This window comes from Pseudomonas sp. FDAARGOS_761 (assembly GCF_013343155.1).
GTDB lineage: Bacteria > Pseudomonadota > Gammaproteobacteria > Pseudomonadales > Pseudomonadaceae > Pseudomonas > Pseudomonas aeruginosa.
Window position 1 is genome coordinate 3,359,117 of record NZ_CP054572.1, and the last position, 23,889, is coordinate 3,383,005.

Annotated in this window: 24 protein-coding genes and 2 riboswitches; of the genes, 14 read left to right on the forward strand and 10 right to left on the reverse strand. The window is 69.3% G+C overall.

Annotated elements, in window-relative coordinates; all coding sequences use genetic code 11:
• Positions 1–35 precede the first annotated feature (35 nt).
• Positions 36–605, reverse strand: a complete 570-nt coding sequence (mntP, locus tag FOC67_RS15625; RefSeq protein ID WP_009313855.1) for a manganese efflux pump MntP — start codon at positions 603–605, stop codon at positions 36–38.
• Between the two features lie 9 nt (positions 606–614).
• A riboswitch (yybP-ykoY riboswitch) is annotated at positions 615–780 on the reverse strand.
• Between the two features lie 156 nt (positions 781–936).
• Positions 937–1,142: riboswitch (cobalamin riboswitch) on the forward strand.
• 98 nt (positions 1,143–1,240) lie between these two features.
• On the opposite strand from mntP, the gene FOC67_RS15630 reads away from it, so the two are divergent.
• Genes FOC67_RS15630 through FOC67_RS15645 form a run of 4 tightly spaced genes read left to right on the forward strand, consistent with a single transcriptional unit; the run spans position 1,241 to position 6,219 of the window.
• The gene (locus FOC67_RS15630) at positions 1,241–3,397 is read left to right on the forward strand and encodes a TonB-dependent siderophore receptor (RefSeq protein WP_004363311.1); all 2,157 of its coding nucleotides are present in this window, start codon (positions 1,241–1,243) and stop codon (positions 3,395–3,397) included.
• 52 nt (positions 3,398–3,449) lie between these two features.
• Positions 3,450–4,223, forward strand: coding sequence for an ABC transporter ATP-binding protein (locus FOC67_RS15635; RefSeq protein ID WP_009313854.1), 774 nt, complete (start codon positions 3,450–3,452; stop codon positions 4,221–4,223).
• Positions 4,220–5,191, forward strand: coding sequence for an ABC transporter substrate-binding protein (locus FOC67_RS15640; protein WP_009313853.1), 972 nt, complete (start codon positions 4,220–4,222; stop codon positions 5,189–5,191). Before FOC67_RS15635 ends, FOC67_RS15640 begins: the two co-directional genes overlap by 4 nt.
• Positions 5,188–6,219 carry an iron ABC transporter permease gene (locus tag FOC67_RS15645; protein ID WP_023125645.1) on the forward strand — a complete coding sequence of 344 codons (1,032 nt, stop codon included), beginning with the start codon at positions 5,188–5,190 and terminating at the stop codon, positions 6,217–6,219. The genes FOC67_RS15640 and FOC67_RS15645 overlap by 4 nt, the downstream gene beginning before the upstream one ends.
• Here the strand turns inward: FOC67_RS15645 and FOC67_RS15650 are convergent, their stop codons facing one another.
• The 3 genes from FOC67_RS15650 to FOC67_RS15660 all read right to left on the reverse strand — a co-directional run bounded on the left by FOC67_RS15650 (position 6,220) and on the right by FOC67_RS15660 (position 8,686).
• Complete coding sequence (locus FOC67_RS15650) at positions 6,220–7,086, reverse strand: MBL fold metallo-hydrolase (protein ID WP_003138656.1); 867 nt, start codon at positions 7,084–7,086, stop codon at positions 6,220–6,222.
• Between the two features lie 119 nt (positions 7,087–7,205).
• Positions 7,206–7,799, reverse strand: a complete 594-nt coding sequence (locus FOC67_RS15655; protein WP_003114018.1) for a LysE family translocator — start codon at positions 7,797–7,799, stop codon at positions 7,206–7,208.
• Positions 7,800–7,849: 50 nt separating this feature from the next.
• Positions 7,850–8,686 (reverse strand): AraC family transcriptional regulator, encoded by an 837-nt coding sequence (locus FOC67_RS15660; protein ID WP_003091026.1) that lies wholly within the window; start codon positions 8,684–8,686, stop codon positions 7,850–7,852.
• Positions 8,687–8,896: 210 nt separating this feature from the next.
• On the opposite strand from FOC67_RS15660, the gene FOC67_RS15665 reads away from it, so the two are divergent.
• Positions 8,897–9,670, forward strand: a complete 774-nt coding sequence (locus FOC67_RS15665) for an SDR family oxidoreductase (RefSeq protein WP_003091027.1) — start codon at positions 8,897–8,899, stop codon at positions 9,668–9,670.
• 53 nt (positions 9,671–9,723) lie between these two features.
• Positions 9,724–9,981 carry a hypothetical protein gene (locus tag FOC67_RS15670; RefSeq protein WP_003110303.1) on the forward strand — a complete coding sequence of 86 codons (258 nt, stop codon included), beginning with the start codon at positions 9,724–9,726 and terminating at the stop codon, positions 9,979–9,981.
• Between the two features lie 8 nt (positions 9,982–9,989).
• On the opposite strand, the gene FOC67_RS15675 is transcribed toward FOC67_RS15670, so the two are convergent.
• Positions 9,990–11,627, reverse strand: a complete 1,638-nt coding sequence (locus FOC67_RS15675) for a methyl-accepting chemotaxis protein (RefSeq protein ID WP_003110302.1) — start codon at positions 11,625–11,627, stop codon at positions 9,990–9,992.
• Between the two features lie 84 nt (positions 11,628–11,711).
• A complete protein-coding gene (locus FOC67_RS15680) occupies positions 11,712–12,701 on the reverse strand; it encodes a LysR family transcriptional regulator (RefSeq protein ID WP_003130750.1) in 990 nt (329 codons plus the stop codon).
• Positions 12,702–12,801: 100 nt separating this feature from the next.
• Between FOC67_RS15680 and FOC67_RS15685 the strand changes: the two genes are divergently transcribed.
• From FOC67_RS15685 to FOC67_RS15705, 5 genes are read left to right on the forward strand one after another with little or no spacing between them, the layout of a single operon-like run.
• Positions 12,802–13,971, forward strand: a complete 1,170-nt coding sequence (locus FOC67_RS15685; RefSeq protein WP_003114014.1) for a M20 aminoacylase family protein — start codon at positions 12,802–12,804, stop codon at positions 13,969–13,971.
• Between the two features lie 59 nt (positions 13,972–14,030).
• Positions 14,031–14,816 (forward strand): ABC transporter substrate-binding protein, encoded by a 786-nt coding sequence (locus tag FOC67_RS15690; RefSeq protein ID WP_003124439.1) that lies wholly within the window; start codon positions 14,031–14,033, stop codon positions 14,814–14,816.
• A 55-nt stretch (positions 14,817–14,871) separates the two neighbouring features.
• Positions 14,872–15,561 carry an ABC transporter permease gene (locus tag FOC67_RS15695; RefSeq protein WP_009313850.1) on the forward strand — a complete coding sequence of 230 codons (690 nt, stop codon included), beginning with the start codon at positions 14,872–14,874 and terminating at the stop codon, positions 15,559–15,561.
• Complete coding sequence (locus tag FOC67_RS15700) at positions 15,558–16,271, forward strand: ABC transporter permease (protein ID WP_009313849.1); 714 nt, start codon at positions 15,558–15,560, stop codon at positions 16,269–16,271. Before FOC67_RS15695 ends, FOC67_RS15700 begins: the two co-directional genes overlap by 4 nt.
• 20 nt (positions 16,272–16,291) lie before the next feature.
• The gene (locus tag FOC67_RS15705; RefSeq protein WP_004350767.1) at positions 16,292–17,059 is read left to right on the forward strand and encodes an ABC transporter ATP-binding protein; all 768 of its coding nucleotides are present in this window, start codon (positions 16,292–16,294) and stop codon (positions 17,057–17,059) included.
• Positions 17,060–17,068: 9 nt separating this feature from the next.
• Here FOC67_RS15705 and FOC67_RS15710 read toward each other — a convergent pair whose 3' ends face one another.
• On the reverse strand, positions 17,069–17,251 hold the full coding sequence (locus FOC67_RS15710; protein WP_024947403.1) for a hypothetical protein: 183 nt from the start codon (positions 17,249–17,251) through the stop codon (positions 17,069–17,071).
• A gap of 129 nt (positions 17,252–17,380) precedes the next feature.
• Here FOC67_RS15710 and FOC67_RS15715 point away from each other — a divergent pair, with 129 nt between their 5' ends.
• Complete coding sequence (locus FOC67_RS15715; RefSeq protein WP_003091038.1) at positions 17,381–18,712, forward strand: triacylglycerol lipase; 1,332 nt, start codon at positions 17,381–17,383, stop codon at positions 18,710–18,712.
• Positions 18,713–18,762: 50 nt separating this feature from the next.
• On the opposite strand, the gene FOC67_RS15720 is transcribed toward FOC67_RS15715, so the two are convergent.
• The gene (locus FOC67_RS15720; RefSeq protein WP_009313848.1) at positions 18,763–20,271 is read right to left on the reverse strand and encodes a PA2928 family protein; all 1,509 of its coding nucleotides are present in this window, start codon (positions 20,269–20,271) and stop codon (positions 18,763–18,765) included.
• 122 nt (positions 20,272–20,393) lie between these two features.
• Positions 20,394–21,008, reverse strand: a complete 615-nt coding sequence (locus FOC67_RS15725; protein WP_003091040.1) for a LysE family transporter — start codon at positions 21,006–21,008, stop codon at positions 20,394–20,396.
• 65 nt (positions 21,009–21,073) lie between these two features.
• Between FOC67_RS15725 and FOC67_RS15730 the strand changes: the two genes are divergently transcribed.
• Positions 21,074–22,000, forward strand: coding sequence for a LysR family transcriptional regulator (locus FOC67_RS15730; protein WP_009313847.1), 927 nt, complete (start codon positions 21,074–21,076; stop codon positions 21,998–22,000).
• A gap of 10 nt (positions 22,001–22,010) precedes the next feature.
• Here FOC67_RS15730 and FOC67_RS15735 read toward each other — a convergent pair whose 3' ends face one another.
• Entirely contained in the window at positions 22,011–22,601 is a 591-nt protein-coding gene (locus tag FOC67_RS15735; RefSeq protein WP_003119828.1) for a TetR/AcrR family transcriptional regulator, read from the reverse strand.
• Between the two features lie 125 nt (positions 22,602–22,726).
• On the opposite strand from FOC67_RS15735, the gene FOC67_RS15740 reads away from it, so the two are divergent.
• Positions 22,727–23,836, forward strand: a complete 1,110-nt coding sequence (locus tag FOC67_RS15740) for an alkene reductase (protein WP_009313846.1) — start codon at positions 22,727–22,729, stop codon at positions 23,834–23,836.
• The last annotated feature ends 53 nt before the right edge of the window (positions 23,837–23,889 follow it).

Here is a 23,889-nt window from a genome sequence, read left to right on the forward strand (position 1 = left end):
CGCCGCGACCTGTCCCGCCCCGTCTCCGATGCCGCTCACGCCGCGCGGAGATGCTCGTAGAGAATGGTCGCACCGACCAGGATCAGCACCACCCCGCCGACCATCTCCGCGCGCTTGCCGGTCACTGCGCCGAGCGCCCGGCCGAGCATGGTGCCGAGGGTGACCATGGTCATGGTGGCCAGGCCGATGGCGCCAGCGGCGAGGAAGATGTTGACGTCGACGAAGGCCAGGCCGACGCCCACCGCCAGCGCGTCGATGCTGGTGGCCAGCGCCGTCACCGCGAGAATCCAGAACGAATGCTGGCCGGGCTTTTCCTGTTCCGTCGCATGATCCGCGCGCAGGCCGTTGTGGATCATGTGCAGGCCGAGCAGCACCAGCAGGACGAAGGCGATCCAGTGGTCCCAGTCGGCGACGAACTGGCTGGCGGCCTGGCCAAGCAGCCAGCCGACCAGAGGGGTGATGGCCTCGATCACGCCGAAGATTATCCCGGTGCGCAGCGCCTCCGACAGGCGCGGCCGATCCAGGCTGGAGCCCTTGCCGATGGCCGCGGCGAAGGCATCGGTGGACATGGCGAAGGCGAGGAAGATCAGGGAAACGGGATTCACGCGGATACTCCAGCCGGGCATGAGTCAACGACATGACCCCGCGGCCCGGCTTTGGCGCAGGAATGTCGTTGGTCTCACCAATCCGGTTGGATGCGCTGGCCATGGCAGGTTGCCAAGAATGTTGACCAGCGCGCCGTCAACGGGTGACGGCAGGCTACTCCCCAAGGAAGGCCGGCAGCATAGCAGGCCGGCGTGAAGAAAATGTGATGACCCGGGAAGCTGCGCCGGGGCGTGGGTCCGGCGAAGAAAGACTGCACAGGTGAATTGTTATAGTATAACATTTTATTCAATCCAGATCGTTCAAGGCTTGACTGGAAACGGTGCGGATGTTCCCATCCGGCCCGTTCCAGGTGCCTCCTGCCGCCGCGCAGGAGGTGAAACGGGAAGCCGGTGCGTCACTTCGGTGATCAGTCCGGCGCTGCCCCCGCAACGGTAAGCGAGCGAAATCCTCTTCAGGCCACTGTGCTCCAGCATGGGAAGGCGAGGATTTCACGACCCTCGCAAGCCCGGAGACCGGCCTGCAACGCCCTGTTGGCACACCCGCGGTGGGCGGGAGCGAGCCGGTTGTTCGAGGCGCTGTCGCGCCTGCGATTTCCTGCGCGTTCCGTCCTGCCCGGTCATGAGATGGAACGCCCATGCCCCGCTTCAGCCGTTTGCGCACCGAGCCTTTCGCCCTCGGCCTATCCACCAGCCTGCTGCTGGTACCGCCCGCCCTCGCCGAAACCGAGGAAGCCGCCCTCGCCCTGCCCAGCCAGTTGGTCAGCGTTCGCCAGGACCCCGCCGAACTCGACCACATCGATCTCGCCACGCCGGTCAGTGCCGGTTCGCGCCTGGGCCTCAGCGCCCTGGACACCCCGGCGAGCACCAGCAGCATCAGCGGCGAGGAAGTTCGCCGGCGCAACAACCCCAGCGTCCAGGCCGCCGTCACCCGCAGCCCCGGCATCAGCTTCATCGGCACCCCAGGAGATGGCGGTACCGGCCTCTCGGCGCGCGGCTTCAGCGGCCACGCATCGGTGATGCAACTGTTCGACGGCACGCGCCTGTACACCGGCATGGGCACGGTGAACTTCCCCAGCGATCCGTGGATGGTCGAGCGCATCGACGTGATCCGCGGCCCGGCCTCGGTGCTGTACGGCGAAGGCGCCACCGGCGCGGTGATCAACGTGGTGCCGAAGAAGCCTTTCGCCGGCGAGATCCGCAACCACCTGCGCCTCGGCTACGGCTCCTACGACAACCGCCAGTTGGCCCTGGACAGCGGCGGCTCGCTGACCGACAGCCTCAGCTACCGGCTCAACCTGAACCAGCAGCAGAGCCACGGCTGGATCGACCGTGGCGACTCGCGCAACCTGGGCATCAGCGCGGCGCTGCGCTGGCAGGCCAGCGACGATCTGGCCTTCACTCTCGCCCACGACTATGGCGACCAGGAGCCGATGAACGACTTCGGCACCCCGCTGGTCGGCGGCAAGTACCACAAGCGCCTGCGCGAGAAGAACTACAACGTGCGCAACGACGTGCAGCGCTACAACGACCAGTGGACCCGCCTGACCAGCGACTGGAGCCTTTCCGACAGCGTCACCGCGAGCAACCAGCTGTACTACATCAAGGCCCGCCGTCACTGGCGCAACGCCGAAACCTACGAATGGGACGTCCCGCGCGAAGAGCTGTTGCGCAGGGACTACCTGCGCATCAGCCACGAGCAGGAGCAGATCGGCGACCGCCAGACCTTCGCCTTCCAGCACGCCCTGTTCGGCCTCGACAGCCGCACCCTGGTCGGCGCCGAGTACAACCGCATCCGCTTCCGCCTGACCAACAACTCGCCCTATACCGATGTCGGCGGCGACTACATCGACCCCTGGCACCCCGCGCCTGGCTACTTCGAAAGCCGCTCGCCCTACCGGCCGCACTCGCGCAGCCAGACCCGCACCTTCGCCCTGTTCGCCGAGAACCGCCTGCAGCTCAACGAGCGCCTGTCGCTGGTGACCGGGGTGCGCCGCGACCAGAACCATATCGACCGCGACGACCTGCGCGCCGGCACCCGCAGCGACCGCAGCCTGCAGGGCGGCAACTGGCGCGCCGGGCTGGTCTTCGCGCTGACCCCGGAACTGTCGCTGTACGGCCAGTACTCCACCAGCGAGGACGGCGTGAGCAACCTGATCACCCTCAACGCGGCCCAGCAGCAAATGGACCTGACCCACTCGAAGCAGACCGAGGTCGGCCTCAAGCAACTGTTCCCGGACGGTCGCGGCGAATGGACCCTGGCCGCCTACCATATCGTCAAGAAGAAGCTGCTCAGCGCCAACCCGCTGCCGCCGCACGACGCGCAGCAGGTCGGCCAGCAGAGTTCGGACGGCCTGGAGGCCAGCCTGGAACTGAACCTGGCCCAGGACTGGCGGCTGTCGGCGAACGCCGCGCTGGTGCGTGCCGAATACGACGACTTCGACGAAACGATCGACAAGCAGACCTACTCGCGCAACGGCAACCGCCCCAGGAACGTGCCACGGCGCACCGCCAACCTCTGGCTGGACAAGTCCTTCGCCGAGACCCTGCGCGTCGGCGCCGGGCTGCGCTACGTCGACCGGCGCTACGCCGACGCCGCCAACCAGGCCAGCCTGCCCGGCTACACGGTGGTCGACGCCAACCTGGGCTGGCGGGTACGGCCGGACCTGACCCTCGGCCTTGAGCTGTACAACCTGTTCGACCGCCAGTACGCCCTGGCTGACAACAACAACGGCCAGCAATGGATCATGGGCCAGCCGCGCTCGTTCAACGTCACCGCCGACTTCAGTTTCTGAAGTCGGCACCGCGGCAATCGTCTCTGCTGAACCACCGGACCTGCGAGTAGCCATGTCGTCCCTTCACCTCGATGCCCTGCACTGGTCGCCCGACGCCTCCACCGAGTTGCTGCGCGGCGTGCACCTGGAAGTCCCGGCCGGCAGCTTCGTCGGCCTGATCGGCCCCAACGGCAGCGGCAAGACCAGCCTGCTGCGCTGCGCCTTCCGCTATGCGCGACCGCAGCGCGGCCGGGTGGTGCTCGACGGCGACGACCTCTGGCGCCAGCCGCCGCGCTGGGCCGCCCGGCGCATCGCGGTGGTGTTGCAGGAATTCCCCGAGGACTTCGGCCTCGCCGTCGAGGACGTGGTCGCCATGGGCCGCACGCCGCACAAGGGCCTGTTCGACGGCCACGGCGCGGACGACCGCCAGCGGGTCCGCCAGGCGCTGCTCCAGGTCGGTCTCGAAGGGCGTGCCGCGAGCCCCTTCGCCAGCCTCTCCGGTGGCGAGAAGCAGCGCGCCCTGCTGGCTCGCGCGCTGGTCCAGGAACCGCGCCTGCTGATCCTCGACGAACCGACCAACCACCTCGACCCGCGCTACCAGCTGGAGCTTCTGCGCCTGCTGCGCGGCCTCGGCCTGAGCACCCTGGCGAGCTTCCACGACCTCAACCTGGCGGCGGCCTTCTGCGACCGCCTCTACGTGCTCGACGGCGGGCGCATCGTCGCCCAGGGCACGCCGACCGAGGTGCTCGACGCCGACCTGCTGTGGCGGGTGTTCGGCGTCGGCGCCCTGGTCGACCGCCACCCCCTCGCCGACCACCCGCGCCTGACCTGGATTACCCAAGCATGAAGCACCCGATCCTGCACCACCTGCTGCTCGGCGCCCTGCTCGCCTGCGCCGATGCCGCGCTGGCCGAGCGCTACCCGCTCAGCGTGCGCAGTTGCGAGCGCGAAGTGACGTTCGAGCGCGCGCCGTCGCGCGCGGTCAGCCACGACATCAACCTCACCGAGATGATGGTCGCCCTCGGTCTGCAGACGCGCATGGTCGGCTATACCGGCATCAGCGGCTGGTGGAAGAATGCCGATCCCGGATTGATCGCCGCGCTCAAGCCGCTGCCCGAGCTGGTGGCGCGCTACCCCACGGCGGAAACCCTGCTCGATGTCGACGCCGACTTCTTCTTCGCCGGTTGGGGCTACGGCATGCGCGTCGGCGGCGACCTCACTCCGGCCAGCCTGGAGCCGCTGGGGGTGAAGGTCTACGAGCTGAGCGAATCCTGCGCGCAGATCGGCGAGCCGCGCCGCGCCAGCCTCGACGAGCTGTACCGCGACCTGCGCAACCTGGGACGGATCTTCGACGTCGAACCGCGCGCCGAGCGCCTGGTCGCCAGCCTCCAGGCACGCATCGAGCGCGCCCGCGCCGGCATCCCGGCGAACGCCGAGGCGCCGCGGGTGTTCCTCTACGACAGCGGCGAGGACCGCCCCTTCACCTCTGGCCGCCTGGGCATGCCGCAGGCGCTGATCGAGGCCGCCGGCGGTCGCAGCGTGACCGACGACGTGGCGGCCAGCTGGACCCAGGTCAACTGGGAAAGCGTGGTCGCCCGCGATCCGCAGGTCATCGTCATCGTCGACTACGGCGAGACCAGCGCCGCGCAGAAGCAGCGTTTCCTCGAACAGAACCCGGCGCTGCGCAGCCTGACCGCGATCCGCGAGCGACGCTTCATCGTCCTGCCCTATAACCAGGCCACGCCGGGCATCGGCAACGCCGCGGCGATAGAAACCCTGGTCGCCGGCCTCCACCCTCGGGCGCCACGTCCATGACCCTGTTCCGCAGCCCTCGCGCCTATTGCCTGTTGCTGGGCGGCCTGGTCCTGTTGCTCGGCTTGTCCTGCGTGGTCGCCCTCGGCTTCGGTCCGGCGCGACTGGACAGCGGCCTGGTCGGCCGCATCGTCCTCCAGCGCCTGTTCGGCGTGGCGGCGGAGCCCGGCGCCTGGAGCGCCGGCCAGGAGCACATCGTCTGGCTGATTCGCGCCCCACGGGTACTGCTCGGTGCCTGCGTCGGCGCCGGCCTGGCGCTGGTGGGAGCGGCGCTGCAGGCGGTCACGCGCAATCCGCTGGCCGATCCGCACCTGCTCGGCGCCACCTCCGGCGCGACCCTCGGCGCGGTGCTGGTGGTGCTCTACATCGGCGAGGTGATCGGCCTGCTGACCCTGCCGCTGGCGGCCTTCCTCGGCGCCCTCGGCAGCATGCTGCTGGTGCTCGGCGTGGCCAGCCGCGGCGGCCGCCTGGGCAGCGACCGGCTGTTGCTGGCGGGGGTCGCGGTGTCCTTCGTGCTCCTGGCGCTGGCCAACCTGCTGCTGTTCCTCGGCGACCACCGCGCCGCCTCCTCGGTGCTGTTCTGGATGCTCGGCGGCCTCGGCCTGGCGCGCTGGTCGCTGATCTGGCTGCCGGCGCTGTGCGTGGCCGGCGGCCTGCTGGTGCTGCTCGGGCTGGGCCGTGCGCTGAACGCGCTGATGGCCGGCGAACAGACCGCCGTGACCCTCGGCCTGGACGCCCGTCGCGTACGCCTGTGGGTCTTCGTCTGCTGCTCGCTGCTGACCGGCGTGCTGGTCTCGGTGAGCGGCGCCATCGGCTTCGTCGGTCTCATGCTGCCGCACGCCGCGCGCCTGCTGGTGGGCGCCGAGCACCGCCGGCTGCTGCCGGTGTGCGCCCTGCTCGGCGCGCTGTTCCTGGTCTGGATGGATGTCGCCGCGCGCACCCTGATCGCCCCCCAGGACCTGCCCATCGGCATCGCCACCGCGGCCATCGGCGGGCTGTTCTTCATTCTCCTGCTGCGTCGCCGCAGCTGATCAGAACAGATCCAGCGGGATCTTCAGGTAACGCACCCCGTTGCCTTCCACCGGCGGCAGGTTGCCGCCGCGCATGTTGACCTGGATCGCCGGCAGCATCAGGGTCGGCATGCCGAGGGTGGCATCGCGCTGCTGGCGCATGGCGACGAACGCCTCCTCGTCGACGCCTTCGCGGACGTGCACGTTGTGCCGGCGCTGCTCGCCGACGCTGGTTTCGCAGCGGTGCTCGTCGCGGCCTGGAGCCGTGTAGTCGTGGCACATGAACAGGCGGGTCGCGTCGGGTAGCGCGAACAGGCGCTGGATCGAGCGATACAGCTGGCGCGCGTCGCCGCCGGGGAAATCGCAGCGGGCGGTGCCGTAGTCGGGCATGAACAGGGTATCGCCGACGAAGGCGCTGTCGCCGACCAGGTAGGTCATGCACGCCGGGGTATGCCCCGGGGTATGCAGCGCGCGGCATTCCAGGGCGCCGATGCGGAACGACTCGCCGTCCTCGAACAGGTGTTCGAACTGGCGGCCGTCCACCGGGAACGCCTCGCCCAGGTTGAACAGGCCGGAGAATTTCGCCTGCACCTGGGTGATTCGCGCGCCGATGGCCAGGCGCCCGCCCAGTTCGCGCTGCAGGAAGATGGCCGCCGACAGGTGGTCGGCGTGCACGTGGGTCTCCAGCAGCCATTCCACCTGCAGGTCGTGCTGGCGAACGTGGGCGATCAGGCGTTCGGCGCTGGCATGGCTGGTGCGCCCGGCGGCCGGGTCGTAGTCGAGCACCGGGTCGACGATGGCGCAGGCGCGGCTGGACGGGTCGCGCACCACGTAGCTGTAGGTGGAGGTGGCCGGGTCGAAGAAGGCAGTGATGTCGGGTTTCAACATGGAGGTTCCTTGCGCGGCGTGCTGACGGCGACCGCGCCATGGCTACGGATCGTCCCACCATAGCCAACCCGGGCCCGGCGTACCAACCCACAGGTTTGTCAGGAAGCTACCGGACCGCCTCAGAGCAGCAGGGCGGCCCAGGCCGATGCCAGCAGCAACAGCGCCATGCCCTGGTTGAAGCGCTTCATCAGCGACGGCGAGCGCAGCAGCCGCGCGCTGCCGACGCCGAGCAAGGCCCAACTGGCCAGGCACGGCAGCGAAACCAGGAAGAACAGCAATGCCAGCAGGCCGATCCGCCCGGCCTGTCCGGCGCCTTCCCCGGCGAACAGTGCCAGCGCGGCGAGGGCCATCATCCAGGCCTTGGGATTGACCAGTTGCAACGCCGCGCCGCCGAGCACGCCGAGGCGCCGCGGCGGCTCCGCGCCGTCGATGCCGCCCGCGCTGCGGAACAGGCTCCAGGCCAGGTAGCTGAGCCAGCCGACGCCAAGCCAGGCGAGCCCCTGCTGGAGCAATGGGTGGCGCCGCAGCAGCTCGCCCAGGCCGAGCCCGAGCAGCAGGATCAGCGCCGCCACCGCCGCGCAGGCGCCGAGCACGATCGGCCAGGCGGCGGCCAGGCCGTGGCGCTGGCTGTTGCTCAGGACCAGGATGTTGGTCGGTCCGGGGGTGATCGAGGCGACGACGGCGAACAGCAGGAAGGGCACGAGGGATTGCATGGACGGGCTCCTGTGGCGGGGGAGCCTTCATCCTGGCGACGCGCCGGGCCTCAGTCTGGAAGCTGGGTGCACTGCCGGCGGTAGGCCGCCGGGGTCATCCCGTAGGCGCGCCGGAACCAGCGGCCGAGATGGCTCTGGTCGGCGAAGCCGAGGGCGCTGGCGAGGTCCGCCGGTTGCCCGCCGACAGCGAGCATCTGCCGCGCCTTGGCCAGCCGCAACTGGACCAGGTAGGCGTAGGGTGGCAAGCCGTAGGCGGCCTTGAATGCACGGTTCAGGCGGAAGCGGTCGGTGCCGCAGGCGCTGGCCAGCTCGTCCAGGCCGATGTCCTGGTAGAAGTGCGCATGCAGGTAGTCGCGGGCTTTCTGCGCCACCAGCGGCAGGCGTGGATCGAATGGCTTCGCCTCGCGCCAGCCGAGGTGCACGCGCAGCCGCTCCAGCACCAGCTCCAGGGCGGTCTGCCGCAGCAGTCGCAGCTCGCGGCCATGCAGGACGCGGAAGGCCTGGGCGATGGCCAGGGTCAGGCGCGGGTCTTCGGTGAGGTTGGCGTGGAAGCCGGGGTCGCGGTCGCTGGGCGCATCGTCGAAGGTCGCCCGCAGTTCGCGCCGCAGCCAGTCCGGCTGCAGGTACAGCATCGAGTAGGTGAAGCCGCCGGCGATCGGCGCGCGACCGTCGTGGATCTCCCCCGGTTCGACCAGGAATACCTGGCCGGCGGTGCTGTCGTGTCGGCGTCGGCGGCAGTTGAATTGCTGCACGCCGATCTCGGTGTAGCCGATCAGGTAGCTGTCGTGCCAGTGCGGATCGTAGGCGTGGCCCTCGAAATGGGCGCGCAGGGTCTCGATCCCGGTCTCGGCGTCGCGGGCCAGGTCGATCCAGTCTCGGCTGCCCATCGTGCGTCAGGTCTTCCCACTCGTTGGTTTCGTCGTCGCGACTATAACGCGCCCGTCCCGGGGTTCTAGAAGATTCGTGCAGCCGGCTGCGCTCCTCCGGAGGCGGGAATTGATCGGCGTTTCTGGACAATCTATCCAGGCCGCCGCGATTACTCCGCAAGGCCGCCCTCCCTAGACTGGGTTCTCCACTCACCGCAGGAGAAACACCCCATGGTCGACCACTCCATCAAAGGCAAGACCGTCCTCGTCACCGGCGGCGCCAAGAACCTGGGTGGGCTGATCGCCCGCGATCTCGCCGCCCACGGCGCGAAGGCCATCGCCATCCACTACAACAGCGCCGCGAGCAAGGCCGACGCCGACGCCACCGTCGCCGCGCTGCAGGCAGCCGGGGCCAAGGCGGTAGCGCTGCAGGGCGATCTCACCAGCGCCGCGGCCATGGAAAAGCTGTTCGCCGACGCCATCGCCGCGGTGGGCAAGCCGGACATCGCCATCAACACCGTCGGCAAGGTGTTGAAGAAGCCTTTCACCGAGATCAGCGAGGCCGAATACGACGAGATGAGCGCGGTCAATGCCAAGTCTGCGTTCTTCTTCCTGCGCGAAGCCGGCAAGCACGTCAACGACAACGGCAAGATCTGCACCCTGGTGACCTCCCTGCTTGGCGCCTATACCCCGTACTACGCCGCCTATGCCGGCACCAAGGCGCCGGTGGAGCACTTCACCCGCGCCGCCTCCAAGGAATTCGGCGCGCGCGGCATTTCGGTCACCGCGGTCGGCCCGGGTCCGATGGACACGCCCTTCTTCTATCCCGCCGAGGGCGCCGACGCGGTGGCCTACCACAAGACCGCAGCGGCGCTGTCGCCCTTCTCCAGGACCGGCCTGACCGACATCGAGGACGTGGTGCCGTTCATCCGCCACCTGGTCAGCGAAGGCTGGTGGATCACCGGCCAGACCATCCTCATCAACGGCGGCTACACCACCAAGTGACCCAGCGTCCCGGTCGCCGCCACGGCGACCGGCACCTGTCCGGGAAAGACCCCATGCACGTGACCCTGGTAATCGCCGGCGGCATCGCCCTGCTCGGTCTGTTCCTGCTCTTCGGCAAACTCTGGGAGGCCGGGCCGGCGCTCGCTGCCGGCCTGTTCCTGCCGATCTGGCTGGCCGTCGCGCTGGTCAACCTGTGGGTCGGCGTCCAGCACGCCGGCTACGGCTTGCGCGAAGAACTGCCGATCCTGCTGCTGGTCTTCCTGGTCCCGGCGGCACTGGCCGGCGTGGCGATCTGGCTGGCGCCGCGCTAGGCGGGGCTTCAGACGCGGAAACGGCCGACCAGCCGCGCCAGTTCCGAGGACAGCTCGGACAGCCGGCGGCTGGCCCCGGTGCCCTGCTCCGAATGTTCCGCCGCCTGGGCGGAAATCTCGCGCACCTCGCTGATGTTGCGGGCGATTTCGTCGATCACCCGGCTCTGCTCCTCGCAGGCCGAGGCGATCTGCGCGGCGAGGTCGTTGATCCGCCCCACCGCGTCGCCGGTGGCGGCCAGCACGCCGTCGACCCCGGCGGCGCGCTCGACGCTGTCGCGCGCCTTGAGGCTGCCCGACTGCATGGCCCGCACGGCGTTCTGCACCCCGGCCTGGAGGCGCTCGATGCGCGCCTGGATGTCCTTGGTCGAATCCTGGGTGCGCGCCGCCAGCGCCCGCACCTCGTCGGCCACCACGGCAAAGCCGCGACCCTGCTCGCCAGCCCGCGCGGCTTCGATGGCGGCGTTGAGGGCGAGCAGGTTGGTCTGTTCGGCGATGCCCTTGATCACCGTCAGCACCGCGTCGATGCTGGCGGTTTCCTGGGCCAGTTGCTGGATGCTCTCGGAACTGCTCTCCACTTCCTGCGCCAACTGGCGGATCACCTCGATGGTCGCTTCCACCACGTTGGCACCCTCGCGCGCCTGCCGGCGGGCGTCATCGGCCACCTGCGCGGCGCTCTGGGCGTTGCGCGCCACCTCGTGGACGGCACTGCTCATCTGCGTCGCGGCGGTGCTGACCTGGTCCACCGACGCGTGCTCGCTGTTGATCAGACGATCGTTGGCGGCGGTCATGCCGGCCAGCGAACCGGCGGAATCGGCGACCTCGCCGGTGACCCGGCCGACCTCGCGGATCAGCGGCTGCAACTTGTCGAGGAAGGCGTTGAAGGCGCTGCCGAGGCGGCCGGGTTCGTCGCGCGAAGTGACCTCCAGACGCACGCGCAGGTCACCATCGCCGTTGGCGATCTCTTCCAGGCGTTGCAGCAGGCGCTGCAACGGACGGGTCACCAGGCCGGGGAACACCAGTACCAGCGACAGGCACACCAGCAGGCCGAACGCCACCAGCGCCACCTGCTGCCAGCGGTGGCGCTCGCCCAGCGCGGAGGACGCCTCGCCGTCGGCGGCCGCGGCCGCCTCTTCCATCTCGTCGAGCTGGTTGATCACCTCGCGCATCGCCCCGAACTGGCGATCGCTGTCACCGTAGCTGAGCTGCGCCGCGGCGCTCGGATCGCTGGCCGCCAGGCTCAGCACCCGCGCCGAGGTCGCGCTCCAGAGGGCATAGCCGCGCTCGAACTCGGCGACCTTGGCCAGTTCCGCCTCGCCCGGCTGCATCGCCGCGTACTGGCGCACCCGATCCAGGGCCTGCTGCAGGTTTTCCGCGTGATCGTTCCTCAGGCCGGCGATCTGCTCGGCGTTCAGGAGGCTATCGAGCAGGCTGCGCTCGGCGACGAAGGCCTGGTAGAGATCGCGGTCGGCGTTGAGCAGCAGGGCGATGCCGGGGAGAAAACGCTTGCCCAGGCGCTGGTTGGATTCGTTCTGCTGGGCGATGCCATGCACGCCGAGCGCGCCCACCAGCAGCAGAAGCACCGCGAGCAGGAGGATCGGCAGGGCGATTTTCCTGCGGAACGATAGGTTAGCGAACCATTGCAGCATGCCGGCATCCTCGCTCGTGGCTTTCCAGGCTATCGGTCGCAGCACGACCGATCTTGAGCGACCGTACGTCCGTGCCAGTAGGAATCAGACTAGCAGGCGCAGGGTTTCGAACAGGCGCCGGTCATCCTTCTTCGCCGAGCGGGCGTGGCGGCGGATCACCTGCAGCAGGCACTCGACGAAGCATTGCGCCGGATTGCTGAGGGCGCCGCCGCGCCGGGTGATGATGCCCAGCCGCCGTGGCTCGAAGGTTTCCCGCAGCGCCAGCGGCACCACCCGGCCGAGCAACGGCGGGGCGGCGCCGATGATCGCCGGCACCCAGGTACACATGTCGGCCTGCTCCACCAGGGTCTGCAGGATCGCCACGGAGTGCGCGCGAACGATGCGCCGCTCGTCGATCAAGGCGCCGTGGCGCCAGAACAGCTCGCGCATCAGGGTGTCGTGGCCGTCGCCGGTGTAGTTCAACGCCCAATCCTGTTCCAGCAGTTCGTGGATCGAGCCGCAACCCGCCAGCGGATGCCCCTGGCGGACCAGCACCGCGGTGTCGTAGTCGAGCAGCTTCTCGCAGGCGAATTCCTGGGCCGCCTGGGCGCCGTGCAGCGGGCCGATGGCGAAATCCATGCTGCCGTCGCGAAGCAATGGCTGGGCCACCGCCATCAGGCTTTCGAAAAGCTCCAGGCGCACCTCCGGCATGCGCTCGCGGAACGCCTGCACCGCCTCCGAGAGGAAGGTCAGCGCCACCCAAGGCGTCACCCCGATGCACAGCCGGCCGCTGGCCTGGCCACGCAGGTGGTCGAGTTCGACCTGCGCGTGCTCCAGTTGCTTGAGCACCAGCCGGGCGTGGATCAGCAGCGCCTTGCCGTATTCGGTGAAGGTCAGGCCGCTGGGCGTGCGGACGAACAGCGGCAGATGCTGTTCGGTTTCCAGTTCGCGCAGCGCGCGGGTCACGGCCGCCTGGGAAATCCCCAGGGCGCGGGCGGCGGCGCGGATGCCGCCGGCGTCGGCACTGGCGACCAGGGCTTGCAACTGGTGGAGTTTCACGGGCTTACCGAGGTGACAACGAAAGGTTGTCATCATAGCCAAAGCGAGCCTCCCCGCCAGTCCCCCGCTTGCCTACCATCGGCTTCGACAACACCCTGCCGCCCACCGGTCGGAGCCCTTGAGGAGAACAAGAAGAATGACCGAGCCTGCCGTCCTGCCCGCCATCGCGGCGCTGCGGGAAGAAATGGTTACCTTGCGCCGCCACATCCATGCCCACCCGGAGCTGGGTTTCGAGGAACGGCGAACCGCCGCGCTGGTCGCCGAATGCCTGGAGGCCTGGGGCTACCAGGTCAGCCGTGGGGTGGGTCGCACCGGCGTGGTCGGCACCCTGTGCCGCGGCGAGGGCCCCGCGCTGGGCCTGCGCGCCGACATGGACGCGCTGCCGATCCAGGAAGCCACCGGCCTGCCCTACGCCAGCCAGGTGGACGGCGTGATGCACGCCTGCGGCCACGACGGCCACACCGCGATGCTCCTCGCCGCGGCCAGGCACCTGGTCGAGTCGCCGCACTGGCGCGGCACCCTGCAACTGATCTTCCAGCCTGCCGAAGAGGGCCTCGGCGGTGCCCGCGCGATGCTCGACGACGGGCTGCTGGAGCGCTTCCCCTGCGACGCCATCTTCGCCATGCACAACGTCCCGGGATACCCCGTCGGCCACCTCGGCTTCCATCCCGGCCCCTTCATGGCCTCGGCCGACACCGTGGTCATCCGCGTGATCGGCAGCGGCGGCCACGGCGCGGTGCCGCAGCGCACCGTCGACCCGGTGGTGGTCTGCTCCGCCATCGTGCTGGCCTTGCAGAGCATCGTCTCGCGCAACGTCGATCCGCAGGACACCGCGATCGTCAGCGTCGGCGCGATCCATGCCGGGACGGTCTCCAACGTGATCCCGGCCAGCGCCGAAATGATCCTCAGCGTCCGCGCCCTGACCGCGGAAACCCGTGCCCTGCTGGAGCGCCGCATCGGCGAACTGGCCCGCGGCCAGGCCGCCAGCTTCGGCGCGCGGGCGGAGGTCGACTACCGGCATTGCCATCCGGTGCTGGTCAACCATCCCGGACAGACCGCGTTCGCCCGCGAGGTGGCCCGCGACTGGCTGGGCGAGGAATGCCTGATCGACGGACTGCGGCCGTTCACCGCCAGCGAGGATTTCGCCTTCATCCTCGAACGCTGCCCCGGCAGCTACCTGGTGATCGGCAATGGCCAGGGCGAGAGCGGCTGCCAGTTGCACAACCCCGGCTACGACTTCAACGACGACTGCCTGGCCGTCGGCGCCAGCTACTGGGTGCGGCTGGCCGAGCGTTTCCTGGCCTGAGCCAGGGTTTTCAACGGGCGCGCGGCCTGGCGCGCGCGGATCGACAGAGGACAACCACAATGACAAGAACCCTCGGCAGCATCGCCCTCTCCCTCCTCCTCGCCGCACCGGCCGGCGCCGCCGACTGGACCGGCAAGGTCCTGCGCCTGGGCGTCGACCCGACCTACCCGCCGCTCGAATACAAGCAGCCGGACGGCCGCCTGGCAGGCTTCGGCATCGAGATCGGCGAAGCCCTCTGCGCGGAGCTGCGAGCCCGCTGCGAATGGGTCGAAAGCAACTGGGACGGCATCATCCCGGCGCTGCTGTCGCGCAAGATCGACGCCATCGTCTCGTCGATGACCATCACGCCGAAACGCGCACAGCACATCGCCTTCACCGACCGCGTCTCCAACGCACCGAGCCGCCTGGTGGTACGCCGTGGCTCGGCGCTCCTGCCCGACGCCGAGAGCCTGCGCGGCAAGCGCGTGGGGGTCGGCCAGGGCTCCAACCAGGAGGCCTACGCCAAGGCCGAATGGGCCGCCAAGGGGGTGCGGGTCGTCTCCTACCAGAACCAGGACCAGGTCTACGCCGACCTCGTCATGGGCCGCCTCGACGCCTCGCTGCAAGGCGCGGTGCAGGCCAGCTACGGCTTCCTCGACAAGCCGGTCGGCAAGGATTTCGAACTGGCCGGAGCGGTGCTGGACGACCCCCGCTACTTCGGGGTCGGCGACGGCATCGGCCTGCGCAAGGAAGACGTGGCGCTGCGCGAGGACCTGAACAAGGCGCTGGCGACGATCCGCGCCAACGGGACCTACGCGCGAATCAATGCCCGCTACTTCGATTTCGACCTCTACGGCGCGCCCTGAACGGCGTCCGGCCGTTTTTCACCTCGACCGACAACAACAAGCAATGGAGAGTGAAATGTTCCTCGACGGCTTCGGCCCGCAGATACTCACCGGCACCCTGGTGACCCTGAAACTGGCGCTGGGCTCCCTGCTCGGCGCCGTGCTCATCGGCCTCCTCGGCGCCAGCGCCAAGCTCGCCGCCAACCGCCCGCTGCGCGCCCTGGCCAGCGGCTATACGACGCTGATCCGCAGCGTCCCCGACCTGGTCATCATGCTGTTGCTGTTCTTCAGCCTGCAGATCCTCCTCAACCGCGTCACCGACGCCCTCGGCATCGCCCAGGTCGACATCGACCCGTTCGCCGCCGGCTGCGTCACCCTGGCGTTCATCTATGGCGCCTACTTCACGGAAACCTTCCGCGGCGCCTTCCAGGCGGTCCCGGCCGGCCAGGTCGAAGCCGCGCAAGCCTACGGCATGGGGCGCTGGCGAGTGTTCCGCCGGGTACTCCTGCCGCAGATGCTGCGCTACGCCCTGCCGGGCATCGGCAACAACTGGCAGGTGCTGGTCAAGTCCACCGCGCTGGTCTCGATCATCGGCCTCGGCGACCTGGTCAAGGCCACCCAGGACGCCGGCAAGGGCACCCTGCAGTTCTTCCACTTCACCCTGGTCTGCGGGCTGATCTACCTGGCCATCACCGCAATCTCCAACGCCGCGCTGCTGTGGCTGGAGCGGCGCAGCTCGCTGGGCGTCAGGAGGCCGCTGCCATGAACGCGGTACTCGACGAATACTGGCAGGCCTACCTGTGGACCGACGGCCTGCAACTGACCGGACTGGCGATGACCCTGTGGCTACTGATCCTCGCCGTGGCGCTTGGCTTCCTGCTGGCCATCCCGCTGGCGGTGGCGCGGACCGGCGGCAACCCGCTGCTGCGCTACCCGGTCTGGCTCTACACCTACGTGTTCCGCGGCACCCCGCTGTACATCCAGTTGCTGTTCTTCTACACCGGCGTCTACAGCCTGAATGCCATACGCGCCCAGGACTTTCTCAACGCGTTCTTCCGCGACGGCTTCAACTGCACGGTACTGGCCTTCGTCCTCAACACCTGCGCCTACATGACGGAAATCTTCGCCGGCGCGATCAGGAACACGCCCCACGGCGAAGTGGAAGCGGCGCGCGCCTACGGCATGGGCGGCTTCACCCTCTACCGGCGCATCGTCCTGCCCTCGGCGCTGCGCCGGGCACTGCCGTACTTCAGCAACGAAGTGATCCTGATGCTGCATTCCACCTCGGTGGCGTTCACCGCCACCGTGCCGGACCTGCTCAAGGTGGCCCGCGACGTCAATTCCGCCACCTATGCGCCGTTCCTGTCCTTCGGCATCGCCGGCGCGCTCTACGCCGGCACCGCCTTCCTGCTGATCTGGCTGTTCCGCCGCGGCGAGCTGCGCTGGCTGGCCTACCTCAGACCGCAAACCCACTGACCTCTCCCGGAGACACGCGCATGTACAGCCTGCAGGTCGAAGACATCCACAAGCGCTACGGCAGCCATGAGGTGCTCAGGGGCGTTTCGCTCAGGGCCGGCAAGGGAGACGTGATCAGCATCATCGGCTCCTCCGGCTCGGGCAAGAGCACCTTCCTGCGCTGCGTCAACTTCCTGGAAAAGCCCTGTGCCGGGCGCATCCGCGTCGGCGACGAGGAACTGCGCACCCGTCCCGGCACCCTGGGCGAGCTGCGCGCCGCCGATCCCCGGCAGTTGCAGAGGATCCGCAGCCGGCTGGCGATGGTCTTCCAGCATTTCAACCTGTGGAGCCACCTGACGGTGCTGGAGAACGTGGTCGAGTGCCCGGTCAACGTCCTGAGAATGAACCGCGACGACGCCGTGGCCCGCGCGCGCCACTACCTGGCCAAGGTCGGCCTGGCGGAGAAGGTCGAACGGCAGTATCCCTGCGAACTCTCCGGCGGCCAGCAACAGCGCGTGGCGATCGCCCGCGCCCTGGCCATGGAGCCGCAGGTGATGCTGTTCGACGAACCGACCTCGGCGCTCGATCCGGAACTGGTCGGCGAAGTGCTGAAAGTCATGCAGCAGTTGGCCGAGGAAGGTCGCACCATGGTCCTGGTCACCCACGAGATGGCCTTCGCCCGCCAGGTTTCCAGCCATGTGATCTTCCTCCACCAGGGCGTGATCGAAGAGCAAGGGACGCCGGACCAGGTGTTCGGCGCGCCGCGCAGCGAGCGCCTGCGCCAGTTCCTCGCCGGCAACCTGAAATGAGCCCGGGACTCAGCGCGACGGCGCGAGGAAACGCACGAAGACCAGCTCCGGATCGCCTTCGTCGAGGTTGTCGATCACCCCGCTCGGCTGGAATCCCTCGCGCTCCAGCAGGCGCCGCATCGGCAGGTTGGAGCGGTTGCAGGAAGTGAACAGGCGGTCGCCGCGACAGTCGTCCCGCGCCTGCCACAGCAACGCGCTGGCGATGCCGCGCCGGCGGCAGTCGGGGGCGACCGCCGCATCCTAGACGTTTTCACAGGTCAGGGCACGTCGCAGCGGCGCATGATCTATAGTCGCCCGGATCAGCCCCAGAGGATGCCGGACATGCCCCGTTCGATCGTCATCGTCCACGGCTGGAGCGACGATTCGAAGTCGTTCCGCCGCCTCGCCGAGCAGCTGGAAGCCTGGTTCGGCAGCGCGCCGACGCAGATCCGCCTCGCCGACTGGATCTCCCTGCAGGACGACGTCACCTACGCCGACCTCGCCGCCGCCCTGGATCGCGCCTGGACCGCCCAGGGACTGTCGCGGGCACCGCGCACGGTTGACGTGGTGGTGCACAGCACCGGCGCCCTGGTGCTGCGCGACTGGCTGACCCGCCACTTCGACCCCGCCAGCGCGCCGGTCAAGCGCTTCCTGATGCTCGCCCCGGCCAACTTCGGCTCGCCGCTGGCGCACAAGGGACGCTCCTTCATCGGTCGCGTACTGAAAGGCTGGAACCGCTTCGTCGGGCAGACCGGCACCCAGGTGCTGAAGGGACTGGAGCTGGGCTCGCCGTACTCCTGGCAACTCGCCGAGCGCGACCTGTTCGGCGCCGAGGCCTGGTACGGCGCCGGCCGCCTGCTCGCCACGGTACTGGTGGGCAATGTCGGCTACAGCGGCGTCGAAGCCATCGCCAACGAAGTCGGCGGCGACGGCACGGTGCGGATCGCCACGGCGAACCTCAACGCCTGCCGCCTGAGCCTCGAACTGGATGTCCGCCAGCGCGCCAGGCCCGGCTGGCGCCTGGAAGAATCGCGCGGCGAGATCGCCTTCGCCATCGTCGACGGCGAGAACCACGCCAGCGTGGCGCTGAAGGACCGCGGGCCGAAGAACCCGCATACCCTGGAGCTGATCCGCGCCGCACTGGAGGTCGAGGACGCCGATTACCGGAGCAGCGGCGCAAGCTTCCCCTGGCAGCGCCGCATCGATCAGCTCGACCCCGGCATCGAGCGCCGCTCGCCGCGCTACCTGAACCTGGTCAGCCACGTCTGCGACGACCTCGACCAGGAGGTGCGCGACTACTTCATCCAGTTCTTCCGCAAGCTGAACAGCGACCGGCGTTTCGAGCAGCGCTTCTACGAGCAGGTCATCGCCGACGTCCATCCCTACGAGGACAACCCCGCCTACCGCTCGCTGTACCTGTCGATCGAGTCCCTCGACGACCTGCTCGCCGGCTTCGCCGTGGACACCCTGTCGCTCAGCGTGTCGGCCCAGCCGCCGTTCGATCCGCCGCGCCAGCCGGTCGGCTATACCGCGGTGGGCCCCGGCGACAGCGAAGGCCTGGCGATTCCGCTGGCGCAGGTGCCGCGCTTCCTCGCCGCCCACCGCACCCTGCTGCTGCGCATCCGCCTGACGCGCCTGGTGGACAGCGGCGTATTCGTCTTCAGGAACCCCTGAGTCGGCGCCCGGCCCCCCGCTGGGCAGCCACCCAGGCCGGGCGCAGGCGATCACGGTTGGCCTTCGGGCCACTCGACCCGCTGCAATGGCGCGCCGCCGCGCCCGAGGCGATGGACGATGCCGCTGCCCCGGCGCAGATCGACCCGCACCAACCGTCCGCCGTCCTCTCCACGGCCGCTGAGAAGCAGGTTGCGGGCATCCAGGCGGAACAGCCGTTCGGGACGCTCGATGGGCAGCCCCAGGGTCCAGAGCAAGCTGCCGTCGGCAGACACCGAGCTGAGCAGCAGTTCGCTACGCTCGGCCAGGCTGCGCCGGTGCAGCACCAGCCAGTTGCCGTCGACTCGCCAGGGACGGCGCGCCAACCTGGAATCGCCGCCCGGCAGCGCCGAGGCATAGCGACGGTACAACGCCTCCTCGCGCGTCTGCTCGTCGCGCCGGCGACGGTACTCGGCATCCGCCGCCGCCTCCAGGTCGGCGACCCGTTCCCGCCAGGCGTCGTGCGCGGCGATCCAGCGTCGCCGTTCCTGGCGGTAGGCGTCGCGCGCCGCAAGGAACGCACGGGTACTGGGAAAACGCTCCACGCGCTCGTCGAACTCTTCCGGCGGCTGCGGCTCGGACGGCAGCGACGGACGCTGGCGCTGCCGCTCGGACGGTCGCTCGAGCAGCCGCTGCGGCTCTTCGGCAGCGGCTGGATCGGGCAGCAGGCCAGCCTGCAGAAAGGCCGCGTCGAGCAGCGGACGCAGTCGGTTCTCTGCCGGCGACCGCCAATCCAGGGTGCCCAGTGACAGGCGCTGGCGTCGCGCCCGTTGGTTCGCTGCCGGCAGCGCCTCGCCACGCTCCAGCGCGCGGGCCTCGTGATCGCTGGCGAGGATCAGCAGGCGTCCGTCGGGCAGGCGCGTCAGGCCCGGCGCCTGCCAAGCGATCCCGGCACTCGCCGGCGGCGGCGGGTCGCCCTGGAAATACCGCGCGGCATCGACTTCCGGAGCTTCGCGCAGAGCCAGGCTGTCGCCGTCGAGGAACCAGACGCGGCCGTCCAGCGCGAGCATCAGCAATCCGCCCCGGCCTTCGTCGTAGCGATAGGCGTCCTTCCCCCAGGGCGCCGACTTCAACGGCAGGCCGCCAGTGCGCCGCTCCAGCTCGTCGAACGCCAGCGCAGGGGCGGCGTCGCGCCGGTCGAGTACGTAGAGTTCGTTGCGCAGGAAGAACAGGTAGCGCGACGACTGGCCCAGCAGTTCGCCGGAACCCCAGTCGTCGCCGCGCTCGTTGTCGGCATCCAGGCGCGCGCTCCAGCGCAGGCTGCCGTCCTCGAGATCGACCACCTGGGCATAGCTGCGGCTGCTGCCGTGCACCACGCCGTTGTCCACTTCGTTGGCGCGATAGTCGTCGAGGGTGAACGCCAGATAGGAATGGCCCTGTTCCTCGAAGACCAGTTGCGGCCCGCTGAACCCGGCCTCGTCGTACTGGCCGAGAATGAAATGGATGGCCACCGGCAAACCGACCAGCAGGCCCAGGCCGAGTACCGCCCAGAGGACGGCGAAAAGCGTCGCTCCCTTCTTCATGCAACTCCCATGCGTCCCGCGATCCTGGGACCGTCCCTCAACTGGCGACGGCATGAACGGCGCATTCTAGGGAGCCGCCGGCCTCGCTTCAAAGGCGGCAAGCGGCCATCAGTGGTCCATGCTCATGGGCTTTTCGCCCCCAGCAGGACGCCGAAACCGACCAGCAGGGCGCCGAAGAACTGGTCGATGCGCCGGCGGAAACGCAGGAGCCGGCCGCGCACCGCCGGGCTCGAGAGAAAGCAGGCGACCAGGCCAAACCAGGCCACGTGGGCGAGCGCGATGAAGGCCCCGTAGCCCAGTTGCGCCGGCAACGCGGTATGCGGATCGATCACCTGCATGAACAGGCTGACCACGAACAGGCAGGTCTTCGGATTGAGCGCATTGGTCAGGAAGCCGCTGCGCAACATCGCCCAGGACGAAACCCCGGCGCCGCCCGCCGCCTCCTCCGCCACCGTGTCCTCTCGCGCCAGCAGCATGCGCAGGCCGAGGAACACCAGGTAGGCGGCGCCCGCCAGCTTCAGCGCGGTGAACAGCGCCAGCGACTCGCGCACCAGCACGCCGACGCCGAGGATGCTGTAGCCGACATGTACCGTCACCCCCGCGCCGATGCCCAGCGCGGTGAGCAGGCCGGCACGGCGGGAATACAGCAGGCTGTTGCGCGAGACCATGGCGAAATCGGCGCCGGGGCTGATCACCGCAAGCACGGTGATGGTCAGGAAAGCTAGCAACTCTGTCATGCCTGGAAGGCTCCAAGGTAGAATGGATGGCACAATCTACCGGTCTCCAGCGCCGAGCGAGAACGATGAATACTGACAATCATGGTGAGGAAAACTCACCATTCAGGCGCCGCCGCCTGCCCTCGCTGAACGCCCTGCGCTGCTTCGAGGCCGCCGCCCGCCTGGAGAACTTTTCCCGTGCCGCCGAGGCCCTGTGCCTGACCCACGGCGCCATCAGCCGCGCCGTGCGGACCCTGGAGGAGGAACTCGGTTGTGCGCTCTTCGAACGCCGCGGCCAGCGGGTTTTCCTCAGCGAGGCCGGCAGGCGCCTGCTCGCCGGCACCGGCCCGGCCCTCGACCTGATCGAGCGCACCGGCGAGGCCCTGCGCGCGGAGGCCGGACCCACCGCGCTGGTGCTGTCCTGCGAACCGACCTTGCTGATGCGCTGGCTGATCCCGCGGATCGCCGGATTCATGCAGGAACAGCCACGACTGTCGATCCAGCTGGTCGCCGGCGGCGGGCCGTTCGCCTTCGGCCGCGGCATCGACCTGGCGATCCGCCGCAACGACTTCCCCTGGCCGCCCGGCAGCCATGCCCACTGGCTGTTCGACGAGCAGGTCGGGCCGGTCTGCCGGGCGAGCGACGTCGAACGGCATTTCCACCTCAATGCAGGCCCGCCCGGGCTTCGCGCCGTCGCACCGCGCCTGCACACGGCGACCCGCCCGCAAGCCTGGAACACCTGGACCCGTCTCGCCGGACAGGCGCCGGCGACGACCGAAGGGCAGCGCTTCGAGCACTTCTACCTGAGCCTGCAGGCGGCCGGCGCCGGACTCGGCGTAGCCATCGGCCCCTGGCAACTGGTGCGCGACGATCTGTCCGCCGGCCTGCTGGCGGCGCCGCTGGGATTCCTCGCCGACGGCAGCAGCTATCACCTGCTGACCCCGCGACCGTTGCAGGCCGGAGAGCCCGCCACCCTGCTGCTGGAATGGCTGCGCCGCAGCGCGGCGGCCTGATGCGGCCCGCTCAGGGCCAGGCGCGCAGCGCCCGTTCGACCACCGCCAGCAGGCGCTCGCAAGGCACCCGGTCCTTGGCCTGCACGCTGAGGCCGAACAGCACGGTAGCATAGAAGGTCGCCAACTCCTCCACGTCGGTGTCCGCCGCCAGGTCGCCGTCAGCGATGCCGCGCCGCATGCGCTCACGGAACAGGCGGATCGACTCGCCGCGCTCGGCGCTCAACGCGTCCCGCACCGCCTCGCTTTCCGGGGTTCCGGTCAGCGCCGCGAGCACCACCAGGCAACCGCGCGGGAACTCGTCGGAACAGAAGCGCGCGACGGTCTCGCGGAGCAGCTCGGCCACGCCCTCGCGGGCGCTCGGCGCGCCATCGAGGACATCCCGGCGATAGCGGCCGTGCTGGCCGAGATAGTGGGCCAGGGCTTCGCGGAACAGCCCTTCCTTGCTGCCGAAGGCGGCGTACAGGCTGGGCGGCCTGATTTCCATCGCCTCGGTCAGGGCCGCCAGCGAAGCGCCTTCGTAGCCACGCACCCAGAACACGTCCATGGCTCGCTGCAGGGCGGTGTCCCTGTCGAATGCCCGTGGCCTGCCTCGCGTTGCCATCCTGACCTCCATTATTTGTATCGATCACTATAAATTTACTTGACGAGCGTTGCCGTCGCCATATTATTTAGCGACCGATACAGATATTCAAGCCATCTCCCTGCCGCCTTCGAAAGGAAAAGACCATGTCCAAATTGCTCCTCTCCCCGCTCGCCGTAGGCAACCTGGCCTTGCGCAACCGCATCGTCATGGCGCCGATGACCCGCTCCCGGGCGCAACAGCCGGGCGACGTGCCGACCGCCCTGAACGCTCTCTACTATGCGCAGCGCGCCGGCGCCGGGCTGATCGTCAGCGAGGGCACGCAGATTTCCCCCCTCGGCCAGGGCTACGCCTACACCCCCGGTATCTACAGCGAGGCGCAACTGGCCGGCTGGCGCCAGGTCACCGAGGCGGTGCACGCCGCCGGCGGACTGATCGCCGCGCAGCTCTGGCATGTCGGGCGCATGTCGCATCGCTCGCTGCAGGCCGGCGGCGAGGCGCCGATCGCGCCCTCGCCGATCCAGGCCAAGGCCCAGGTGTTCATCGCCGATGGCCAGGGCGGCGGATCCATGGCGCCGGCCGACGCGCCGCGGGAAATGACCCTGGAAGACATCCGCCGGGTCCGCGACGAATTCGTCCGCGCCGCGCGCAACGCGCTCGACGCCGGCTTCGACCTGGTCGAGCTGCATGGCGCCAATGGCTACCTGATCGACCAGTTCCTCGCCAGCGCCAGCAACCGGCGCAGCGATGCCTATGGCGGTAGCCTGGAGAACCGCGCGCGGTTCCTGCTGGAGATCGTCGACGCGCTGGTCGCCGCGGTCGGTGCCGAGCGCGTCGGCCTGCGCCTGTCGCCCTGGGGCACGATCAACGACATGCACGACGACGAGCCGGAAGCGATGACCCTTTACCTCGCCGAAGCCCTGCAGCGACGCGGCATCGCCTACCTGCACCTGGCCGAGTGGGAATGGAGCGGCGGCCCGGCCTACCCGCAAGGCTTCCGCGAGCGCCTGCGCGAACGCTTCCGCGCGCCGCTGATCGTCTGCGGCAACTACGACGCCGAGCGCGCCGAAGCGATACTCGAGGCCGGACTGGCCGACGCGGTGGCGATCGGCCGGCCGTTCATCGCCAACCCCGACCTGGTCGAGCGGATCCGTCTCGGCGCGCCGCTGGCCGAGGCCAACCAGGCGCGGTTCTACGGTGGCGACGCTGCCGGCTACACCGATTACCCGACCCTCGGCCAGTCCGCTACGGCCTGATTCCCTTCCCTCCCATGCATCGTTCCCGGGCGCGGCCACGGCTGCGCTCGCGG